Consider the following 19,272-nt stretch of genomic DNA (forward strand, 5'->3'; position numbering starts at 1 on the left):
TTGGAAGTGTTTCCTTCGGGTTCACGGAAGGTGGAGACTACCGGTGGGAGATGCTGGAAGGCCACCGGGACTGCGCAAGCGTGTCATACGTGACAAGGTCGCTTCACAATTCGGAAAATATTACCACGTGGATACTTTTGATTCTTCAGGGAAATCACGAAATCTTGAATGAGTGTTGCTTGAGCGCCGCAGCACAGCGTCGGGCAGGTACGAACGGTCGTTTTAAACGTGGGGTGTCATGACAGAAAATAACAACGCCACCGAAAACGGTGGCGTTTCGTGCTCCAGCCTGAGTTGTCTGGCTATTTACTATTTACGCTCTGCAGCGGACTTGTCGCGCGCCGCGCGGAATTCCGAGTCGGCAGCCCAGTTCGGCCAGGCCGTCGAATTGGCCAGCTCGGAACCCAGCGCGTACAGCACCTCGAGGTCGCGCGCCATGCCGGTGAAGGTCCAGGCCGGATCGAATTCGTCCGAAGGCTGGTGGTAGTTCTTCTCTGTATAGGCCTCTTCCGCCGCCTTGCCGGCCGCGACGCCGCCATCGGCCCAGTCGTTGCCGGAACCGAAGGAGATCGCCGGCACGCCGCGCTTGGCGAAGGGGAAGTGGTCGGAGCGGAAGAAGTAGCCCGCCTCCGGCTTGGGATCCGGCGACAGGCGCATGTCCCACTGCCTGGCCTTGGCCACCAGGCGGTCGAGCAGCTCCAGCTTCGCGCTGCCCGAGATGTTGAAGTCGCGTGCGGGACCGCGCGGGCCGAGCGCATCCATGTTGATCAGGGCTACCGTCGAGGCCAGCGGATACAGCGGATTCGAGGCGTAGTATTCGGAGCCCAGCAAGCCCTTCTCTTCCGCCGTCACCGCCAGGAACACGACGCTGCGCTGGGGCGCGGGCTGCTTGCCGTAGGCGCGCGCCAGCTCCAGCATGGCGGCGATCCCGGTCGCGTTGTCGATCGCGCCGTTGTAGATCTTGTCGCCCTTGGCGTCGGGCTGGCCGACCCCAAGGTGGTCCCAGTGGCCGCTGTACATCACGACCTGCTTCGGCTGCTTGCTGCCTTCGCGGATCGCCACCACGTTCTTCGATTTGATGACCTGGGTGTCCACCGCGTAGTCGGCCGACAGGCTCACGCCCTTCAGCTCGACCGGCTTGAAATCGCGGGACTGGGCCTGCTTCTTGGCCGCGTCGAAATCCAGGCCCGCCGCCTTGAAGATGCCGGCCGCCAGGTCGCGCTGGATCCAGGCTTCCATCGGCGCATGCGACTTGCGCGGCTCCTTGCGCACCACGTCGTACATCACGTTGGTGTTCGAGTTCTGCACCGTCGGCCAGCCGTAGGAAGCGGGCGCGCTCTCGTGCACGATGATGGTGCCGAGCGCGCCGCGGCGCGCCATCTCTTCATACTTGTAGGTCCAGCGGCCGTAATAGGTCATGGCCTTGCCGCCGAATTCGCCTTGCCCGGTCTCGAAGTCCGGATCGTTGATCAGGACCACCGCCAGCTTGCCCTTCAGGTCCACGCCCTTGAAGTCATCCCACTTGCGCTCCGGCGCGGTGACGCCGTAGCCGACGAAGACCAGCGGCGCGTTCTTGAAGGAGACCTGCTTCAGGCCGCTCATCGAGGCGCGCACCGCCATGTCGGGGCCTTGCGCCAGCGTGCGGCTGGTCCCGCCTTCGGTCAGGGTCAGCTTGACCGGTCCCTTGATCTCGAAGCGGCCGAGCGGCACGTCCTGGGTCCAGGCGCGCTTGCCGCCCGCCAGGTCGCCGCCCGGCTTCAGGCCGGCGGCCTTGAATTGCTGTACCAGGTAGTCGACGGTCTTGTTCTCGCCCGCCGTATTCGGGCCGCGGCCTTCGAATGCGTCCGAGGACAGGACCTTCACGTCCTGGGCCAGGCGCTTGGGATCGAAGCTGGGGCCATCGGCGGCGTAGGCGGCCTGGGCTGCAGCCAGCCCCATCAGTACAAGGGTAGCGTTCTTCAATGCGGTCTCCATTGCAATAAGAAATAGCAAGGCGGCCACAGTAACATAGGTCGCACCCGCCGTGACGGGTTCTCCTTGACGGCTGCGCTTCCTGGCACATACTGGAAATTCACCCACAGGAGGTTCTCATGAACGAGCAGCAGAATGTCCAGATGATCCAGCAAGCCTACGCGGCCTATGGGCGTGGCGAACTCGACCAGGTGCTGGCCTGCATGGAAGACCAGGTCGAATGGGAGTTGCCGGACGTGCCGGGCCTGCCCTTCACCGGCAAGCGCCACGGCTGCGACCAGGTGGCCGAATTCTTCCGCACGCTCGGCGAGATGCAGGCGGTGCGCGAATACGCCCCGAAGGAATTCATCGCCCAGGGCGACAAGGTGGTGGTGCTGGGGCATGGCGCCTGGACCGCGAAAGATACGGGCATGGATTTCGAGAGCGACTGGGTGCACATCTTCACGATCCGGGACGGGCGCATCGCAGCCTTCCGCGAGTTCCTGGACACCAATGTTGCGGTGGAAGCCTTCCAGTGCTATCCGGCCAGCGCCGGCGCCAGGACCGCCGGCAATCCGGCGCTGAGCTGAGCCTTGTGCCCAACAAAAACGCCAACCCCGTAGGGTTGGCGTTCGTGTGTCGGCTGCGTCGGGTAAGGCTTAAGCCTTCGCCTGCTTGCGGCGGCGCACTGCCGCCAGGGTGCCGGCGCCCAGCATCAGCAGGGCAGCGCTGGCCGGTTCCGGCACGTCGCCCGGCGGCGGGTTTTCTGCGCCGAAGCCGTCGATGTAGGCGTAGCCCAGGTGGCCGGTCGGGGCGCAGTCGGCCGCCAGCAGCGAGATGGTGAAGTCGTGGCCCGACAGCGAAGCGTCGATGGACAGCTGCTCGATCTGCCATTGGGGAGTGTAGAAGTAGCTGCCGGAGGAGCTGAAGCGGCCGTCCACGCCGCCGCCGCCGTCGTACACGCGGCTGATGAGCAGCTGGCCGGTGGTGTCGTCACGCAGCTCGATGACCATCAGTGCCGATTCCCTCGGGTCATGGGCGCCCTCGATCACGGCTTTCCAGGCGAAGAAGATGTCGGTGTCGGTGTAGTTCAGCACCTTCTGGCTGATCACCGAGCCGTAGCCGCCGGTGAACGTGTCTTCAGCTCGGTAGGAATAGTTACCCGAGTAGACGGTCGTGCCCAGAGCCGCGCCGATGAGCGGATCGACGGTGCCGGCGGTGATGATCGAGGAACGGGGCGACGGGCCCTCGTATTGGGAGCCGCCAGGAAGAAAGTCCGTCGGCACCAGGGGATTCAAGACGTCGCCACGGTAGCCGCCGCCGGTGGTCCAGCCATTCGTATTGCCGTCTTCAAAACCGCCGTTGATCAGCGGTGCAGCCTGGGCCGAACCAGCAGCTGCGACGAACAGCAGAGCCGGCAGAACTTTGCAGAATTTCATGTTGATCTCCCATCAGATAGTGACATTAAGTTTTGAGGTGTTACGGAAAGTCACCTGAGCATGAAATGTGCCAGCAACTTATCTGATTGATATCAAACAAGAAATTATTTTTTAGTCAAACTCTCTGCTTGCCTTTGTTAAATTATTCGACACCGGAAATGTAACCGCCAGTCAATTCAATTTGCTGCCGACAATATTTCGTTGAACGAGAAGCACGAAAACTGCCGGCAGCAAACATGGCTTACCAGAAGATCACGCGGTCCTGGGGCGCCAGGTACATCTTGTCGCCCGGCTTCACGTCGAAGGCCTCATAGAAACCCGGATGGTTGCGCAGGCTGCCGTTGACGCGGAACTCGGCCGGCGAATGCGGGTCGGCCTTGATCTGGGCGATCAGGCTGGCGTCGCGCGCCTTGCCGCGGCGCGCCTGGGCCAGGCCCATGAACAGGCGCTGCTCGGCCGTGAAGCCGTCGATCACCGGGCCCGGCTTGCCCTTCAGGTAGATCTTGTAGGCGCGGCTGGCCATGATCGCGCCGGCGTTGTCGGCGATGTTCTCGCCCAGGGTCAGTTCGCCGTTCAGGTGGTAGCCCGGCAGCGGGCTGTAGGCGCCGTACTGCGCCACCAGCACCTTGCCGCGCGCCGCGAACTGCTCCGCATCCTGCCTGGTCCACCAGTTGCGCAGGTTGCCGTCGCCGTCGAACTGTGCGCCCTGGTCGTCGAAGGCGTGGCTGATCTCGTGGCCGATCGAAATGCCGACCGCGCCGTAGTTCACCGCCGGTTCGGCGCTGGCGTCGTACAGCGGATACTGCAGGCGCGCCGCCGGGAACACGACTTCGTTCAGCTCCGGGTTGTAGTAGGCGTTGACGGTCTGCGGCGACATGGCCCAGGCGCTGCGGTCGACCGGTTTGCCCAGGCGGTTCACCTCGTAGGCATGGCCGAACTCGCGCGCACGCATCACGTTGCCGACCAGGTCGCCGCGCACGATGTCCAGGCCGGAATAATCGCGCCACTTGTCCGGGTAGCCGATCTTGACGCTGATCTTGGACAGCTTCAACTGGGCCTGCTTCTTGGTCTCCGGGGTCATCCAGTCGAGCATCTCGATGCCTTCGCCGAAGGCGGCAATGAAGTTCCTGGCCATCTCCTCGACCTGCTGCTTGCGCTCGGCCGGGAAGTGCTGGGTTACGTAGGCCTTGCCCACCACTTCGCTCAGGTTGCGGTTGATCTCGGCGATCGCGCGCTTTTCCAGCGGGCGGTTGACCTTGGCGCCCGAGAGCACGGCGCCGCGGAAGGCGAAGCTCTCGTCCACGAAGGGCTGCGACAGGTAGGGAGCGTAGGCGCTCAGCAGGCGGAATTCGAAGTAGGACTTCCACACGGGCAGCGCGGTGGCCGCGATCAGCTTGTCGAGCGCGGACAGGTAGCTCGGCTGGCTGACGATCAGGGAGTCGATCTTGCCCTTGGCGCCCACGCCTTCCAGCCAGGCGTTCCAGTCGAAGCCCGGAGTCAGGCCCGGCATCTGCGCCAGGCTGTATTTGTTGTAGGCCTTGACCGGGTCGCGGTTCTCGACCGCGCTCCACTGCACCCGCGCCAGCTCGGTTTCCAGCGCCACGATCTGCGCCGCCTTGGCCGCGGCGTCGGCATGGCCGGCCAGCGCCAGCATCTTCTCGACATGCTGCTGGTACTTGGCGCGGATGTCCTTCAGACGCGCGTCGGTGGTGGAGAGATAGTAGTCGCGGTCGGGCATGCCGAGGCCGGACTGCACGATGTCGACGATGTAGCGGGTGGAGTCCTTGTTGTCCTGGTGGACCGCCATGTCGAGCGGGCTGCCGGCGCCGATGCGCGAAAAGCGCGCCATCAGCGCGGCCAGCGCGCGCTTGTCCTGCAGGGCCGCGACCCGCGCCAGCTCCGCCTTCAGGGGCGCCAGGCCCAGCTCGTTGCGGCGCTTCTCGTCCAGGTAGCTGGTGTAGAAATCGCCCATCTTCTGGGCGTCGGAGCCGCGCGCCGCGTCCCTGGCGGCGGCGGCCTGCTCGACGATCGTGCGCAGCTGCTGCTCCACCTTGTCCTGGGCGATGTTGAAAGCGCCCCAGCTGGAACGGTCGGACGGGATGTCCACGTTCTTCAGCCAGCCGCCCTGGGTGTAGCGGAAGAAATCGTCCTGCGCGCGCACGCCGCGGTCCATCGACGCGACGTCGATGCCCGATACCGCGCCGGCGCTTGCCGCGGGCGCAGGCATGGGCGCAGGGGCGGCATCATGCGCGCCATCATGCGCACCGGCGTGGGCGGCGACCGTAAACAAGCCCGCAATCAGACTGCTGCACAAACGACGCTTCATGTCTCTCTCCAATATGGTTGTTGTTGTGAACCGAGCGATCCTAATCCACGGGCGTGGCGCTGCCAAGCGCATTTGGATATGCATGGAGAGGGTGACGGAAAAGCGCAACAAGGCCCGTCAATACAGGCCGTATGAAAAATGCGCCGGCCGCTGCTTTATTGGGCGCGCAGCACCTGCAGCTTGGTCTTCCTGCCCTGGCGGTAGGTGTACAGGGTAAGTGCCGCGTCGCGCAAATCGCCCCTGGCGTCGAAGGCGATGGGGCCGGTGATGCCCGCATGCTCGATCTTCGCCAGCGCCGGCAGGAAGCGGGCCGGCGCGCTGGACTGTGCCTGCTGCATGGCGGCGGCGAACACCATGACCGCATCGTAGGCATAGGGCGCATAGGTCTGCAGCGGGTAGCCGTAGCGCTGCCGGTAGCGTTCGCCGAAGGCGGCGAAGGCGGCTTCGCCGGCCTGCTCGACGCCGCCGGCCACCGCGCACCACACCTTGTCCTCGCCCAGCGCGTCGCCGGCCAGCTGCGGCAGCTTCTCGGAACAGACGCCGTCGCCCGCCACCAGCCTGGCCTGGATGCCGAGCGCCTTCATCTGCTTGAGCATGGGTCCCGCCACCGCATCCATGCCGCCGTAGAAGATCACGTCCGGCTGGCGCGCGCGGATCTGGGTCAGGATGGCGCTGAAATCGCTTGCCTTGTCGTGGGTGAACTGGCGGCTGACGATGGCGGCGGCGCCGCCCGCCTTCACGGCCCGCACGAATTCGTCGGCCAGTCCCTGGCCGAAGGCGGTGCGGTCGTCGATGACGGCGATCTTCTTCGCCTTGAGCCTGTCGACCGCCTGGCGCGCCAGGGCGCGGCCGATCAGCTTGTCGTTGGCGACCACGCGGAAGGCGGTTCGATATCCCTGCTGGGTGTAGAGCGGCGTGGTGGCGGCCGGCGAGATCTGGGGAATGCCGGCGCTCGCATACAGCTTCGAGGCGGGCACGGTGGTGCCGGAATTCAGGTGGCCCACCACGGCCACCACGCCCGCGTCGACCAGCTTCTGCGCCACCGCGGTGCCGGTCTTCGGGTCGCTGCCGTCGTCCTCGGCCTGCAGCACCCACTTGAGCTTCTTGCCGCCGATCGTGACGCCTTTCGCATTCAGGTCGTCGACCGCCATGCGGGCGCCGTTCTCGATGTCCTTGCCCAGGTGGGCGCCGGGTCCGGACAGGGGCGAGGCGCTGCCGATCCGGATCTCGGACTGGGCCTGTGCGAGGGGGACGGAAAGAAGAAACGACGACAGCAGCAAGGCAGTTGAACGCATGGACATCTTCCTGGATGAGATGCCTGCGATTGTACTGCCGGGACAGACTATCAGCGCTTTTTCAGGGCCTCGGCCTTGTGCGCCGCTTCGGCGCCGGTCTTGTCGCTGACGACCAGGTATTCCGGATGCTCGCTCGATGCGGCGACGTGGTGCCCCTTGATGTCGGTGGGCGAGGTCAGCTTTTTCTTGACCGTGCCGCGCACCACGCCTTGCGCCGACTTCCACTCCACCTTGTCGCCGGCCTTGAATGTGTCCGTCATGATCTTCCTTCGCGTGTTCGGAAAACAGGATGTCCCGCCGTGCTCCCGGGGGACCACGGCGTATTGGACCACGGATCCGGCGGCGCTGTCGCCGCATCCGCCTTCAGTGCAGGGACGCAGCGCCCTTGTTGACCACGACTTCCAGGTACTCGGCCGGAATGACCAGCGCGCCCGGCCCGGCCGTGTTGGCGCCTTCAAACAAGGCCAGGACATCCTGCTCCAGGGCGCGCTGCCCTTGCTGGTCCAGGTTGCGGAAGGCCATATGGGTGGGACCGTAGAAGTCGCGGAACACCTGCAGCATGTGCGCCGGCGATTCGTAGCGGAAGTTGAAGATCCGGCGCTCGAATCGGGCGTCGCCGGCATGCACCCCGAACAAGCTCCGCACATGGTCTTCCTTGCCCCACAGCAGCGGCGACTGCAGGCCCGCCGGCGGCGGCACGTACTTGCCGATGGTCTTGAACAGCTGGCCGAGGAAGCCTTCCGGCGTCCAGTTGGCGAAGGCGATGCGGCCGCCCTCGCGCACCACGCGCAGCATCTCGCCGGCCGTGCGCGCATGGTTGGGGGCGAACATGACGCCGAAGGTGGACAGGGCCGCGTCGAAGCTGCCGTCGGCAAAGGGCAAGGCCTCGGCGTCGGCTTCGCGGAACTCGACCGCCAGGCCCTCTGCGGCGGCGCGCAGCCGTCCCTTCTCCAGGAGCGCCGGCACATAGTCGGTGGATACCACCTGGGCGAAGCGGCGGGCCGCGGCCAGGGTGGCGTTGCCGTTGCCGGCGGCGATGTCGATCACCCGCTCGCCGGCACGGATGTCCGCGGACTCGGCCAGGTTCTCGCCGACGATCTGCAGGGTCACGCCGATCACGGCGAAATCGCCGCTGGCCCAGGTGGCCTGCTGGCGGCGCTTGATGGCGTCGAAATCGGGGGTGGCTGTCGCCGGCTGGGCGGCAGGCTGGGCGGTGGATGGGGCGGGCTGGCCTGCCGGCTGGGACGGCTGCGTGGGTTGACTCATGAAGACCTCCTCGATGTGGACCGGACGGGACGCCGGCCAAAGTGTGACCACCCGCGCCGGGTACAGTTCGCGGGTCCTTGCGCCAGCCGACATCCTGTGCGGCCGCGCCATTGTCTAATGCCTGAAAGCTATTCCTTCTATTAGTTTCCAATAGGAACTAACTCATGGTAGTCTGCCCGCCGCAAAAAGCGCCTTGAACCAGCTTCGACCACAAAGAGAAAAATGACAACCTGGACAATGAAAAAAACCTTCACCCTCGCCCTGCTGGGCTGGGTCGTTCTCGCACTCCTGTTCGGCGGCGCCCTCTACCGCGTCCGCCAGACCCAGGCGCAGGTGTCGCTCGCCAACGAGGCGCGCTACCAGTCCACTATCCTGGCCGACGAGCTGCGCCAGAGCTCGGACGACCTCACCCGCCTGGCGCGCACCTACGTGGTCACGGGCGACGCCAAGTACGAGCAGCAATACCTCGAGATCCTGGACATTCGCAGCGGCAAGAAGCCGCGCCCGCAGAACTACGAGCGCATCTACTGGGACTTCGTGGCGGCCGGCGAAAGCATGCCGCGCCCGGGCGGCGAGACCATCGCCCTGTCCGAGCTGATGAAACGGGCCGGTTTCTCGGAGCAGGAGTTCGCCAAGCTCAAGGAAGCCGAGAACAACTCCAACGCCCTGGTCAAGACCGAAGTGGTGGCCATGAACGCGGTCAAGGGCCTGTTCGACGACGGCAGCGGCCGCTTCGTGGAAAAAGACGGCCCGGACATGGAAATGGCGCGCAAGCTGCTGCACAGCGACGACTACCACCGCTTCAAGGCCCAGATCATGAAGCCGGTCGACGCCTTCCTCGGCCTGCTGGACGAGCGCACCGGGCAAGCCGTGGCCAAGGCCGAGGAAGCGAGCCGCCAGGCCTTCCTGGTCGCCGTCCTGCTGCTGCTGGCCTCGGTGCTGCTGGTGGCGGGCGGGCTGTTCGCGGTCTACCGCCGCCTGAGCCTCCAGCTGGGCGCGGAACCGGCCGAGACCCAGCACCTGGCCTCCGAGATCGCCGCCGGCAACCTGGCGGTGGCGATCGACCTGCGCGCGGGCGACGACAGCAGCCTGCTGCACGCGATGCGCACCATGCGCGACAACCTGGCGCGCGTGATCGGCGAGCTGCGCCACGGCACCCAGACCATCGCCAGCGTCTCGGGCCAGATCGCGGCCGGCAACCAGGACCTGTCGGAACGCACCGAGCAGCAGGCCGGCTCGCTGGAAGAAACCGCCTCCTCGATGGAAGAGCTGACCGCCACGGTGCGCCAGAACGCCGACAACGCACGCGAAGCCAACGAGCTCGCCCTCAACGCCTCGAACATCGCGGCCAAGGGCGGTGCGGTGGTGGCGCGGGTGGTCGACACCATGGGCGCGATCGACGCCTCCTCGCGCAAGATCGTCGACATCATCGGCGTGATCGACAGCATCGCCTTCCAGACCAATATCCTGGCGCTGAATGCGGCGGTGGAAGCGGCGCGCGCCGGCGAACAAGGGCGCGGCTTTGCCGTGGTGGCCTCGGAAGTGCGCAACCTGGCGCAGCGCTCGGCCGCCGCCGCCAAGGAAATCAAGGAACTGATCGGCGACTCGGTCGGACAGGTCGACGTCGGCAGCAAGCTGGTGAGCGAAGCGGGGATGACCATGACCGAGGTGGTCGACAGCGTCAAGCGCGTCACCGCCATCATGAGCGAGATCCTGGCCGCCAGCCGCGAGCAGAGCGCCGGCATCGACCAGATCAACCTCGCCATCACCGGCATGGACCAGGGCACCCAGCAGAACGCGGCCCTGGTGGAAGAAGCGGCCGCCGCCTCGCAGGCGATGTCGGAACAGGCGCGCCACCTGGCCGAGGTGGCCAGCGTGTTCCAGCTGGAACATGGGCACGCGGCGGCGCCGGTCGCGCCACGCCAGCTTCCTGTTCGGGCGCTGACGGCACGGGCGGCTTGACGAACCAGGTCCTGGCTCTCAGTCCGGATCGTCGCCGAAGTCGTCGAGCGCCCGGATCCAGGCTTTCAGTTTCGCCGGATTGTGCAGCGTGGCCAGGTCGCGCTGCAGTTGGGCGTCCTGTTCCTTCAGCTCCTCGATATCGGCCCCCAGCTCGATCAGCAGCATGCCGGGAAGCAGGCGCTGGGCGGGGTCCCCGCCCGGGCCAAGAATGCGCGCCGCCTCGCTTTCCATGGCGGCGGTCTCGCGCTCCAGGAACTTGAGTTCTTCTTTCAGCAACTTGACGCACTCGGCCAGCTGCTTTTCGCTCAGGCGCTCCGCCAGGCCCAGCTGCTCGGCCTCGAACTGCACCTCCAGCAGGCCGGCCAGGTCGCCAGCCTCCTGGGCGCTACGGGCGCGCTGCAGCAGGTCCTGCGCCGGGGCTGCCTCCAGCGCCACGCCGAGGCGAGCGGAGAGCGCCTGCACGATTTCCTCAATTCGCTTGCTGTCCGAGGCCCAGACATCGTTTGCCTGTTCGATGGCAGCCAGGCGCCGCTCTGCGCGCGCACGTTCCATTTGCTCGTCCTCTTCCAGCAGCTCCAGGATCGTGCTCCGTCCTTCCGGGGTAGCCAGGTCGATGTTTTCGTCAATCTCCTCGCCCAGCGCCTCGCTCAGCATCGCCCGCAATTCCCGGCCGGCGCGGTCGTCCTCGTCCTCGTCCTCATCCTCGTCGTCCTCGTCGTCGTACGGCGGTTCGCCGGCGTGGCGGTCGCACAATGCTTCCAGCTCGGGATCGTCCCCTTCGTCCAGCAGCTCGATCGCCCCGTCGAAGATGAAACCGGACAGCGTGACGCGTTCCTCTTCGTCGAGCGCCTCCGATCCATGTTCGCGGTCCAGCAACAGCAGCAGTTCTTTCAGGCGCCGGTCGACGCTTGCACTCAGGGGAGCGAGCTCGGCCCTGGCGAGGCGCTCGGCTTCATCGTGTGCGTTTTCCCAGGCCGCCGCCACGCTGCGCGCCGCCTGTAGTTTCTCGGCGAGCGGGGCGAACTGCCTGCGCGCCTGGGATGCGGACTTGCCGCCTGGCAGGGCGGGACGGCGAGAGGAATGCCTGGATGACGACATGCTTGGCTCCGAAAGAAAAAGATGATGCCGGCTTAGACCGGACGGATGCACACCTGGTTGCGCCCGTTCTCCTTGGCTTCATAGAGCATCGCATCGGCGCGCAGGAACAGCTCGTTTTCGCTCTTGTACTCGGGGAAGGCGGCCATGCCGCCGCTGAACGAGAAATGGCGCACGTCGCCGGGCGCGACCTCGAAAGCGGTGGCGCAGAAGGAGCTCCGCATCGCGTCCAGGCGGCGCTGCCCTTCCTCCAGGGTGGTGTTCCAGAACACCACCACGAATTCCTCGCCGCCGAAGCGGCTCAGCAGGTCGCCCTCTTCCACGTGCTGGGCCAGCGCCAGCGACAGGCGCTTGATCACGATGTCGCCGAAATGGTGGCCCCAGGTGTCGTTGATGGTCTTGAACTTGTCGATGTCGACCACGCCCAGGCTCAAGGGCACTTCCTCGCGCGCCGCCTGGCGCACCAGTTCCTGGGCCTTCTTCTGCAGGCCGACCTTGTTCAGCAGCCCGGTGGCGCGGTCCTTGCCGATCAGGTCCTTGTTGACGCGGATCTTGTCGGCGCGGTTGATCAGCTGCCCGGCCAGCAGCACCGGTTCGGTCGCCTGCATGATGGCGTCGAAGCCGCCGGCCAGCGCGCGCCTGGTCAGGTTGGCGTCGAGGCGCTGCTGCAGCAGCATGATCTCGCGCACCGGATCGGCTTCGACGTTCTTCTTGAGGATGCGGACGATGGCTTCGTTGCGCTCGAACTCCGCTTCGGTGATCAGGACCATCTCGGGCTGGACGTCCTTCACCCGCAGGTGCAGGGTCTGGGCGTCCGTATGGCGCAGCAGTTCCAGGCGGCGGCGCAGCAGCGCGTCCTCGTCCAGGCCCGGGACCTCGCCGAGCACCATCAGGCGAATCAGGTCGCCCCGCTTTTTCTGGATGAAGAGGTTGAACAGCTTGTCGACCAGCACGTCGTTCGGGATCGGCTTCTCGGCATAGGCCAGGCAGTTGCTGTCGACCAGGCGCTGCTGCAGCAGGAAGCGGCTGCCCTGGCGCGCGCTTTGCAGGTAGACGTAGGAGTGATTGGCGGGCAAGCGCTGCAGCAGTTCGCCCAGCATCAGGGTCTTGCGCTTGTCCTCCATGTCGGACTGCATGTTGTGCAGCGCATCGAGGTCGATCACGAACAGGCTGTTGCCGGTGTCGGCCTCCACGGCCTTGACGAAATCTTTGACTTCGCAGAAAAACCGGAAGTCGAAATCGTATTTGTGGGCGTGCAGCTGCAGCTCGTCCTGGTTATCCTTGATCGTGAAGTTCTGCGACAACAGCAGTACGTGATTCCGGTAAAGCGGCGCCTCGCTCGTCATGTCTCATCAGCTTTCATCGTCGTGCCGGCGGCCTTCGCTGCCGCGCGCTCAGACACAAGGATGCCGATCAAACCAGCTGATGGCAAGCAAAACCCATGCGGCATGGCGGCAAGCCGGTGCGATATTGCCGCATGGAATTACTCAGCAGGATTCAGGCGGCGACCTTGAACGCGGTATAGATGTCGCGGCTCCAGGAGACATTGCGCTGGCCGCTGACCAGGCGCGCGAAGTCCTTCAGCATCAGCCAGCGCGCATTGCCGCTCGGGTAGCAGTTCAGGTAGCGGCGGTTGTCCTTCTCGCCCGAGCGCCAGGGCGTCGAGATCAGGGTGTGGCGCCCGGTGGCGGTGATGCGCTTGAGGGTCGGCACGTAGTGGCTGGTGTAGACCGGGTCGAAGTAAGGCGTGCCGGCGCGGCTGCCGCCGTAGACGATGGGCACGTTGGCCGCCATCGCGATGATCTGCTTGACCGGCAGCGCGCGCAGGGCTTCCAGCTCGGGCGAGCAGCGCTCGTTATTCGACAGCACCAGCAGCGGCGCGTTCTTGGATGCGGCCAGGTAGACGTGGATATTGCTGCCGAAGCTGGAGAAAGGCTGGTCGACGAAGTCGCCGAACATGTATTCCAGCGAAGCGATCAGCGGATCGACCGTACCGAAGGCCGGCCGCCCGGTCATCAGCTTGCCGATCGAGCGCAGGCCGGAGAAGCGGCCCACGTGGTGCTGGTTGCGGAACACCGTCTCGGCTTCCTCGTGGCACAGCGATTCGATGCTCACCTTGTTGCGGCCGGTGGCGAAGGCCAGGAAACCGAACAGCGCATACACCGAGCCCGAGAAGGCATGGATCTCGCCGAAGCGCGCCAGGCGCTCCATGCCGATGGCGTTGAGCACGATGTACTGGCGGGTGAAGCTCGGCCCGGTGCTGTCCAGCAGCAGGCAGGAGTCTTCCGGGGCGTGGCGGGCCAGATCGTCGCCGATCTCGGCCACGACACGCTTCTTGAGCGACAGGATATTGGCTGGAACTTGCATGGAATGTCCTTAGTAGATGAAAACGACTTCCGCGAACGCCACGGTGTTTTTCTTGATGCTGCCGAAGAAACTCTCTTCCTTCCCTTTGAACACGTCCGCTCCAGCCAAGAACTTGATGTGGTCGGAATAGCGCAGGCTCACCCGTGGACGGATGGCGTAGTCGTGCTCGCGCAGGTTCACCATGCCGACCAGCTCGTAGTCGACGCGGTCGTTCCACAGGCGCTGCCCATAGCGCACCGTGAAACCGTCCTGGTATGTGTGAAACTGGTTGTTGGCGATGCGCAGGCGGCGCCGCAGCGCTTCTTCCGCCGGCGTGATATTGCCGATCACGGGCGCCTCGCCGAAATGGCGGAAGAAATACTGGACGCTGGCCGTGGCGGCGCCGGGCAGGTTGGTCTCGGCGCCGACGATGCCGTACCAGTGCGACAGGCGGCCGTCCGTGGCGCCGTAGCGGGTGTCGCGGTAGCGCAGGCGCGCCAGCTCGCCGCGCAGGCCCCAGGCGCCCACCGTGGCGGCGCCGTCGATGCCGAAGGCGCGCAGCGGGGCGTAGCCGCGGCTTGCGCCCAGGATGCGGTTGGCCGGCCCGCGAATCAGCTGCAAGGAACGCAGTTTTTCCAGGCCGTCGAAGTAAGACACCGACCAGTCGAGCGACTCGCCCGTGTGGTCGAACTTGAGCGCGTATTCGGTTTCGTCATCGTGCGGACGCGCCGGCAGGGCCAGTTCATTGTTGTCGCTCGGTCCCTTGCTGGGCCGGAAGCGCTTGGCCAGCACGCTCAGGCGCCCTGCCTCGCCCAGCTCGCGGGTCACGCTCAGCGCGGGCGCGCCGATGCGCTGGGTTTCGTCGACCGTGAACGGCGAGGTGTAGTCGCGCGCCGTCAGGTTGTCGGTCGGGTTGACGCGGTCGGCCCTGCCCCAGGCCACGATCTGCGGTCCCAGGCGCACCGTGGTAGCTTCCCCGTCCCACTGCAGGTAGGCCTCGCGCAGGGCGGTGCGGGTGTCATCGCCACGCTGCTGGGGGAACTGGTAGATGGTGGCGTCGACCTTCAGGCGGATGCTGTCGGCCAGGTCGGCGCCGGCGCTGGCCGCGACGGCGCGCGCCAGCACGCCGCTGCGCTCGTCCAGCACGCGGTTGCCGCTCCAGGCGCCCACGGTCAGGGAGGCATTGAATTGCACGTCTTGCGCGGCAGCCAGCGCAGGAATGCTGAAAAGGGCCGCGAGGGCGGCCCGAAGCTGATTACAGTTCTTTTTCAAGATAGCGTGGCGTGAAATACTCGGTCTTGACACCCTGGTTGGCCTTGAAGTCCTTCCAGTCGATCACGGTCTTGTGGCCCGTCTGCACGTTCTGCACTTCCATGTGCATCGGCTGCCAGCGCTGGCGCGCAGGGTCGACGTTGACGATGTTGGCCAGGGTCGAGACCTTGAGCAGCTGCCTGGCTTCGTCGTAGAACTCGGTCTTGACGGCCAGGTAGGACTGGCTGTCGACCCAGCTCAGGCGGCGCGAGTAGCCCGATTGCGCGGCCACTTTCGCATCCTTCGGCAGCGACTCGACCACGGTGCACTGCTTGCCGTCGACGGTCTCGGTTTTCACGACCTTGTGGGTCCAGTCGCCCACCTTGTGGCCGATCACGTCGCCGTAGGACAGGTCGGTGCCGACGAAGCTCTCGTTCTTGTTGGACGAGCTCAGGCGGCGGGTCTTCTTCATCGCCGGCAGGTAGATCCACATGTCGTCGTCGCCGCCGCTCTTCTCGACCAGCAGGGTCACCGTGTTCTTGATATCCGAGGGCGACAGGAAGCGGGTCACCCGCTTGGTGTCCAGGGCGTTGTCCTGCATCTTGGTGGCGCCGAAGGTCTCGCGCACGCGGCGGTCGCCGTTCTTGTTAATCAGCTGGAAAGTCGCGTTCGAGGTCGAATCGTCGAAACGGTTGGCCACGAAGTTCTTCTCCATGATCTCGTTCGCTTGCATGCTGGAGGCTTGTGCATCCTGCGGCAGCATCGAGGCGCCCAGGCCGACGCTGGCGGCCAGCATCAGCGCGGTGCCGGCCTTGCCTGCCGGGACGGCCATCGGCGCATGCCTGGCGGCCTGCTTGCGCAGGAAGCCGGGCTTGAGCACGTGGATCATGGACGGCAGCAGCAGCAGGGTCGTGACCACCGAGGCCACCATCGACAGCACGATCAGGATGCCCGACCAGATGTGGATGTTGAAGCCCTTGGACAGCATCAGTACCGAGTAGCCGCCGGCGATCGCCGTGCCCACGTAGAGGATGGCGCGGCCGGCCGACTCCAGTGCGCTGTCGATTGCCGCTTCCAGGGTGGCGTGGTGGCCCAGCTCTTCGCGGATGCGGTACAGCAGGTAGATCGCGTAGTCGGCGCCGATGCCGATCGCCATCGGGGCGGTGATCGCGTTCGGGGTGTTCAGCGGGATGCCGGTCAGGCCCATCACGCCGAAGTTGACCACGGCGGTGACGGCCAGCGGGGTCACCACCAGCAGCGCGCCCAGCAGCGAGCGGAACACCAGGGCCGAGACCGCGAAGATCACCAGGCCGATCTGCAGCACGTTCTGCAGCTTGCCGTTCACCAGCGATTCCGACAGCGCGGTCGACTGCGGCACGCTGCCGCCGAAGTGGATCTGGATGCGCGGGTCGCCATGGTCCTTGAGGAAGGCCTTGGTATTCGCGATCACCTTCTGGATCTCGCCGCTGTTGTCGTACTTGACGAAGGCGGTGATGTTGGCGTTCTGGTAGTTGTAGTCCACGTAGCGGTCGAAGTCGGCCGGTTCGCCCGACATCGAGTACAGCAGCAGGAACTGCGAGACCAGGTCGCGGCTGTTCGGGATCGCCAGCTGGTCGGGCGCGTCGGCGTTCATGGCCTGGTTCATGCGCTTGACCAGGTCGACCACCGAGATGGTCTTGCCGATGCCCGGCTGGGTTTCCAGGAAGCGCTGGGTGTCTTCGATCAGGTGCAGGACCTTCGGATCCTTGATCACGTCGTGCTCGCTGCCTTCGAAGATCACGTACAGCGTATTGGTGCCGGCCATGCGCTCGTTGATGAGGTGGTCGTCCTGCTGGAACGGCAGGCTGGCCGAGAAGAAGCTCTTGTTCGAGTTCTCGACTTTCAGGCGGGTGATGCCGAAGGCGGACACGGCGACGATCAGGGCGAAGGCGATCCAGGTCCTGGCGACCGCGCGGGGACCGGCGCCGCGCTTGACCAGGTTGATGACCGGGGTCAGGACGTCGAAGCGCTGCTTCTTCGCGCGCAGCTTGGGCGCCTTCAGCCACGAGCGTACGGCCGGGATGAAGGTCATCTCGATGACCAGGCCCGACAGGATGCCCAGGCCGGTGAAGATGCCGAAGTTGCGGATCGTGGTGATCTCGAAGGACATCAGCGACAGGAAGCCGACCACGGCGACGAAGCCGGCGGCCAGCATCACCGGGCCGACCTTGCTCATCGAGCGGATCACGGCTTCGCGGTTGGCCAGGCCGGGGGCCAGGCCGCGCTTGATGGCGATCTCGAATTCCTCGTAATACCGTTTCAGCAGCTGCACCGCGTGCCCCGCCACCACCGCCAGAATCAGGATCGGCGTCACCGCGTTGAAGGCGTCCATCGGGACCTTGGAGATGCCCATCAGGCCCAGCGCCCACAGCACCGACAGCAGGGCCGTGACCAGCGGCAGGAAGAAGCCCTGCCAGGTGCGGAAGGCTTCCAGGTGCAGCAGGCCGACGATCAGGAAGGCGATCGGGAACAGCAGCGCCATGCGCGCGGTGTATTTTTCGACGTAGTAGACGAACATCGGCGTGCCGCTGACCGACACCTGCACGTGTTCATCGGTATTCGCGGCGGTCAGCTTGTAGGCCGCTTCCAGGGTTGGGGTAAAGCCCTTCGGGCCCTTTTCCACCGCGATGGAAATGGCCGCCATGTCGCGCTTTTCCGAGACGACCACGCCGGTGTACAGCGGGTTGCGCTCGATCGCGGCCTTGAGATGGGCGATCGATTCCGCATTGATCTCTTCTCCATGCAGCATGGGTTTGACTTCCAGGCCGTCCTCCGCCCCGGTGATGCCCTTGGCGCGCTTGGCCGCGACGCTCATCAGGGTCTCGGGCTTGACGTTGGGCAGGCGGGTCAATCCTTCCGAGATCGCGCGCACGCGCTCCAGCACCGCCGGCTGGTAGATGTCGCCGTGCTTGGGCGAGACGCCCACCACCAGCACATAGTTGGAACCGAACACCTTCTCGGCGAAGTTGGTACCGATCACATACGGATGCTTTTGCGGCAGCATCTGGTTGGGATCGACGATGACCTTCAGGTGGCGCATCTGGGACACCATGAAGACCGTGGCGAGCACGGTCAGCAGGATGACCAGGAAGCGCCAGCGGACGACCTTCTCTATATATTTTGCGAACATTGGCTGTTTCCTTTCGTGGTTGCGCTCATGAACACGGGGTGGGCGCTGGCCCGGCTGGCTTCTTCCGCCAGGAGTTTTTCCTCCGGAGTGGCGGAAAACCGGTCCCAGCGGGCCAGCTGCGGCGCCGCGAAGCGATGCCACCAGAAGGGCACCAGGGCGACGACGATCGTGCTGATGTAGCCGTAAGTGAGCTGCAGGGGCGTGTCGACAGCCTCCAGCTCCCAGTACTTCTTGTGGGCGTTGGCGTGGTGGTCGGCGTGGCGCGACAGGTTGAGCAAGGCGTTGGAGGACATGCGGGTATCGCAGTCCCAGCTGTGGCGCGGTTCGACCCGGGTGCCGGGGACGCGCACCACGCCGTAGTGCTCGATGTAGTTGACGGTCTCGAACAGGAACTTGGCCAGCACGATGATGAAGGTGTAGACCGCCACGCCGGCGAGGCCGGCGGCCCAATACCACAGTCCGTACAGGACGGCCGTCATTGCCAGGCCGGTGAGCACGCGGTTGTGGAGGGAGAACATTCCCTTGCCGCGGTTGCGCAGGCGCTGGCCTTCGATGCCCCAGGATTCGCCGTACTGGCCGATCGTGGAGCGCAGGAAGAAGCTGTAGACCGACTCGCCGCGGCGCGCGGTGGCGGCGTCGAACACCGTGCCGACGTTGCGGTGGTGGGCGTAGACGTGCGAGATCGAGAACTGGGCGTCGCCCACCATCGCCAGCAGCCAGCGGCCGGTGAACATCGCCACCTTGTCGGTGGTGCGGTGCACCAGCTCGTGGGCGTACAGGTGGTTCGAGGACAGCACGTAGCCGACCGCGAAGGTGCTGGCCAGCAGGCCGCGCAGGCCGGCCGCTTCCTTGATCGCCAGCAGATCCACAGGGAAGTGCTGGCCGACGAAGGCCGAGAGGCCGAGCAGGTCGCCGGGCGCGGCGATCCACATCACGCTGAACAGGTAGAGCGAGACGAAGGGCACGTACAGGTAGACCATCGCGTCGAGGATCCAGTGCTGCGAGTACTCCGGAACGCTGCGGTCGGGCGGGGTCAGGATGTCGCCCACGGCATTGAGCAGGGTGATCACCACCGGGATGAAGAAGGCCCACTGCGGCGCCAGGAAGACCGTGAGCGCCGCCGCCGGAACGATCCAGCAGGTGAGGTAGGAATGCTTGAAGTATTTATACATG

14 protein-coding genes are annotated in these 19,272 nt (G+C 65.4%); 2 read left to right on the plus strand and 12 right to left on the minus strand.

Going from position 1 to position 19,272, the window contains the following annotated elements:
• Positions 1–309 precede the first annotated feature (309 nt).
• On the minus strand, positions 310–1,962 hold the full coding sequence (locus KBW95_RS20160; RefSeq protein ID WP_307727671.1) for a M28 family metallopeptidase: 1,653 nt from the start codon (positions 1,960–1,962) through the stop codon (positions 310–312).
• Between the two features lie 128 nt (positions 1,963–2,090).
• Here KBW95_RS20160 and KBW95_RS20165 point away from each other — a divergent pair, with 128 nt between their 5' ends.
• Positions 2,091–2,540 (plus strand): nuclear transport factor 2 family protein, encoded by a 450-nt coding sequence (locus KBW95_RS20165; protein WP_211529181.1) that lies wholly within the window; start codon positions 2,091–2,093, stop codon positions 2,538–2,540.
• Between the two features lie 69 nt (positions 2,541–2,609).
• On the opposite strand, the gene KBW95_RS20170 is transcribed toward KBW95_RS20165, so the two are convergent.
• From KBW95_RS20170 to KBW95_RS20190, 5 genes are all read right to left on the minus strand, one after another.
• Positions 2,610–3,389: a PEP-CTERM sorting domain-containing protein gene (locus KBW95_RS20170; RefSeq protein WP_211529182.1), complete on the minus strand. Its 780-nt coding sequence runs from the start codon at positions 3,387–3,389 to the stop codon at positions 2,610–2,612.
• A gap of 241 nt (positions 3,390–3,630) precedes the next feature.
• Positions 3,631–5,715: a M13 family metallopeptidase gene (locus KBW95_RS20175; protein ID WP_211529183.1), complete on the minus strand. Its 2,085-nt coding sequence runs from the start codon at positions 5,713–5,715 to the stop codon at positions 3,631–3,633.
• A gap of 155 nt (positions 5,716–5,870) precedes the next feature.
• The gene (locus KBW95_RS20180) at positions 5,871–7,016 is read right to left on the minus strand and encodes a branched-chain amino acid ABC transporter substrate-binding protein (protein WP_373888834.1); all 1,146 of its coding nucleotides are present in this window, start codon (positions 7,014–7,016) and stop codon (positions 5,871–5,873) included.
• A gap of 44 nt (positions 7,017–7,060) precedes the next feature.
• Positions 7,061–7,270: a DUF2945 domain-containing protein gene (locus KBW95_RS20185; RefSeq protein WP_211524954.1), complete on the minus strand. Its 210-nt coding sequence runs from the start codon at positions 7,268–7,270 to the stop codon at positions 7,061–7,063.
• A gap of 103 nt (positions 7,271–7,373) precedes the next feature.
• Positions 7,374–8,276, minus strand: coding sequence for a class I SAM-dependent methyltransferase (locus tag KBW95_RS20190; RefSeq protein ID WP_211524953.1), 903 nt, complete (start codon positions 8,274–8,276; stop codon positions 7,374–7,376).
• A 222-nt stretch (positions 8,277–8,498) separates the two neighbouring features.
• Between KBW95_RS20190 and KBW95_RS20195 the strand changes: the two genes are divergently transcribed.
• Complete coding sequence (locus tag KBW95_RS20195) at positions 8,499–10,238, plus strand: methyl-accepting chemotaxis protein (RefSeq protein ID WP_211529184.1); 1,740 nt, start codon at positions 8,499–8,501, stop codon at positions 10,236–10,238.
• 18 nt (positions 10,239–10,256) lie between these two features.
• Here the strand turns inward: KBW95_RS20195 and KBW95_RS20200 are convergent, their stop codons facing one another.
• From KBW95_RS20200 to KBW95_RS20225, 6 genes are all read right to left on the minus strand, one after another.
• Complete coding sequence (locus tag KBW95_RS20200; protein ID WP_211524951.1) at positions 10,257–11,336, minus strand: hypothetical protein; 1,080 nt, start codon at positions 11,334–11,336, stop codon at positions 10,257–10,259.
• A 32-nt stretch (positions 11,337–11,368) separates the two neighbouring features.
• Positions 11,369–12,679 carry a GGDEF domain-containing protein gene (locus KBW95_RS20205; protein WP_211529185.1) on the minus strand — a complete coding sequence of 437 codons (1,311 nt, stop codon included), beginning with the start codon at positions 12,677–12,679 and terminating at the stop codon, positions 11,369–11,371.
• A 151-nt stretch (positions 12,680–12,830) separates the two neighbouring features.
• On the minus strand, positions 12,831–13,700 hold the full coding sequence (locus KBW95_RS20210) for a hypothetical protein (RefSeq protein WP_211524949.1): 870 nt from the start codon (positions 13,698–13,700) through the stop codon (positions 12,831–12,833).
• A 9-nt stretch (positions 13,701–13,709) separates the two neighbouring features.
• Positions 13,710–14,873 carry a hypothetical protein gene (locus KBW95_RS20215; RefSeq protein ID WP_211524948.1) on the minus strand — a complete coding sequence of 388 codons (1,164 nt, stop codon included), beginning with the start codon at positions 14,871–14,873 and terminating at the stop codon, positions 13,710–13,712.
• Between the two features lie 61 nt (positions 14,874–14,934).
• Complete coding sequence (locus tag KBW95_RS20220; protein ID WP_211529186.1) at positions 14,935–18,099, minus strand: outer membrane lipoprotein-sorting protein; 3,165 nt, start codon at positions 18,097–18,099, stop codon at positions 14,935–14,937.
• Positions 18,081–19,271, minus strand: coding sequence for an alkane 1-monooxygenase (locus tag KBW95_RS20225; RefSeq protein ID WP_211524946.1), 1,191 nt, complete (start codon positions 19,269–19,271; stop codon positions 18,081–18,083). Before KBW95_RS20225 ends, KBW95_RS20220 begins: the two co-directional genes overlap by 19 nt.
• Position 19,272: the final 1 nt, after the last annotated feature.

The sequence above is a fragment of the Massilia sp. ZL223 genome, from assembly GCF_018119395.1.
GTDB lineage: Bacteria > Pseudomonadota > Gammaproteobacteria > Burkholderiales > Burkholderiaceae_D > Telluria.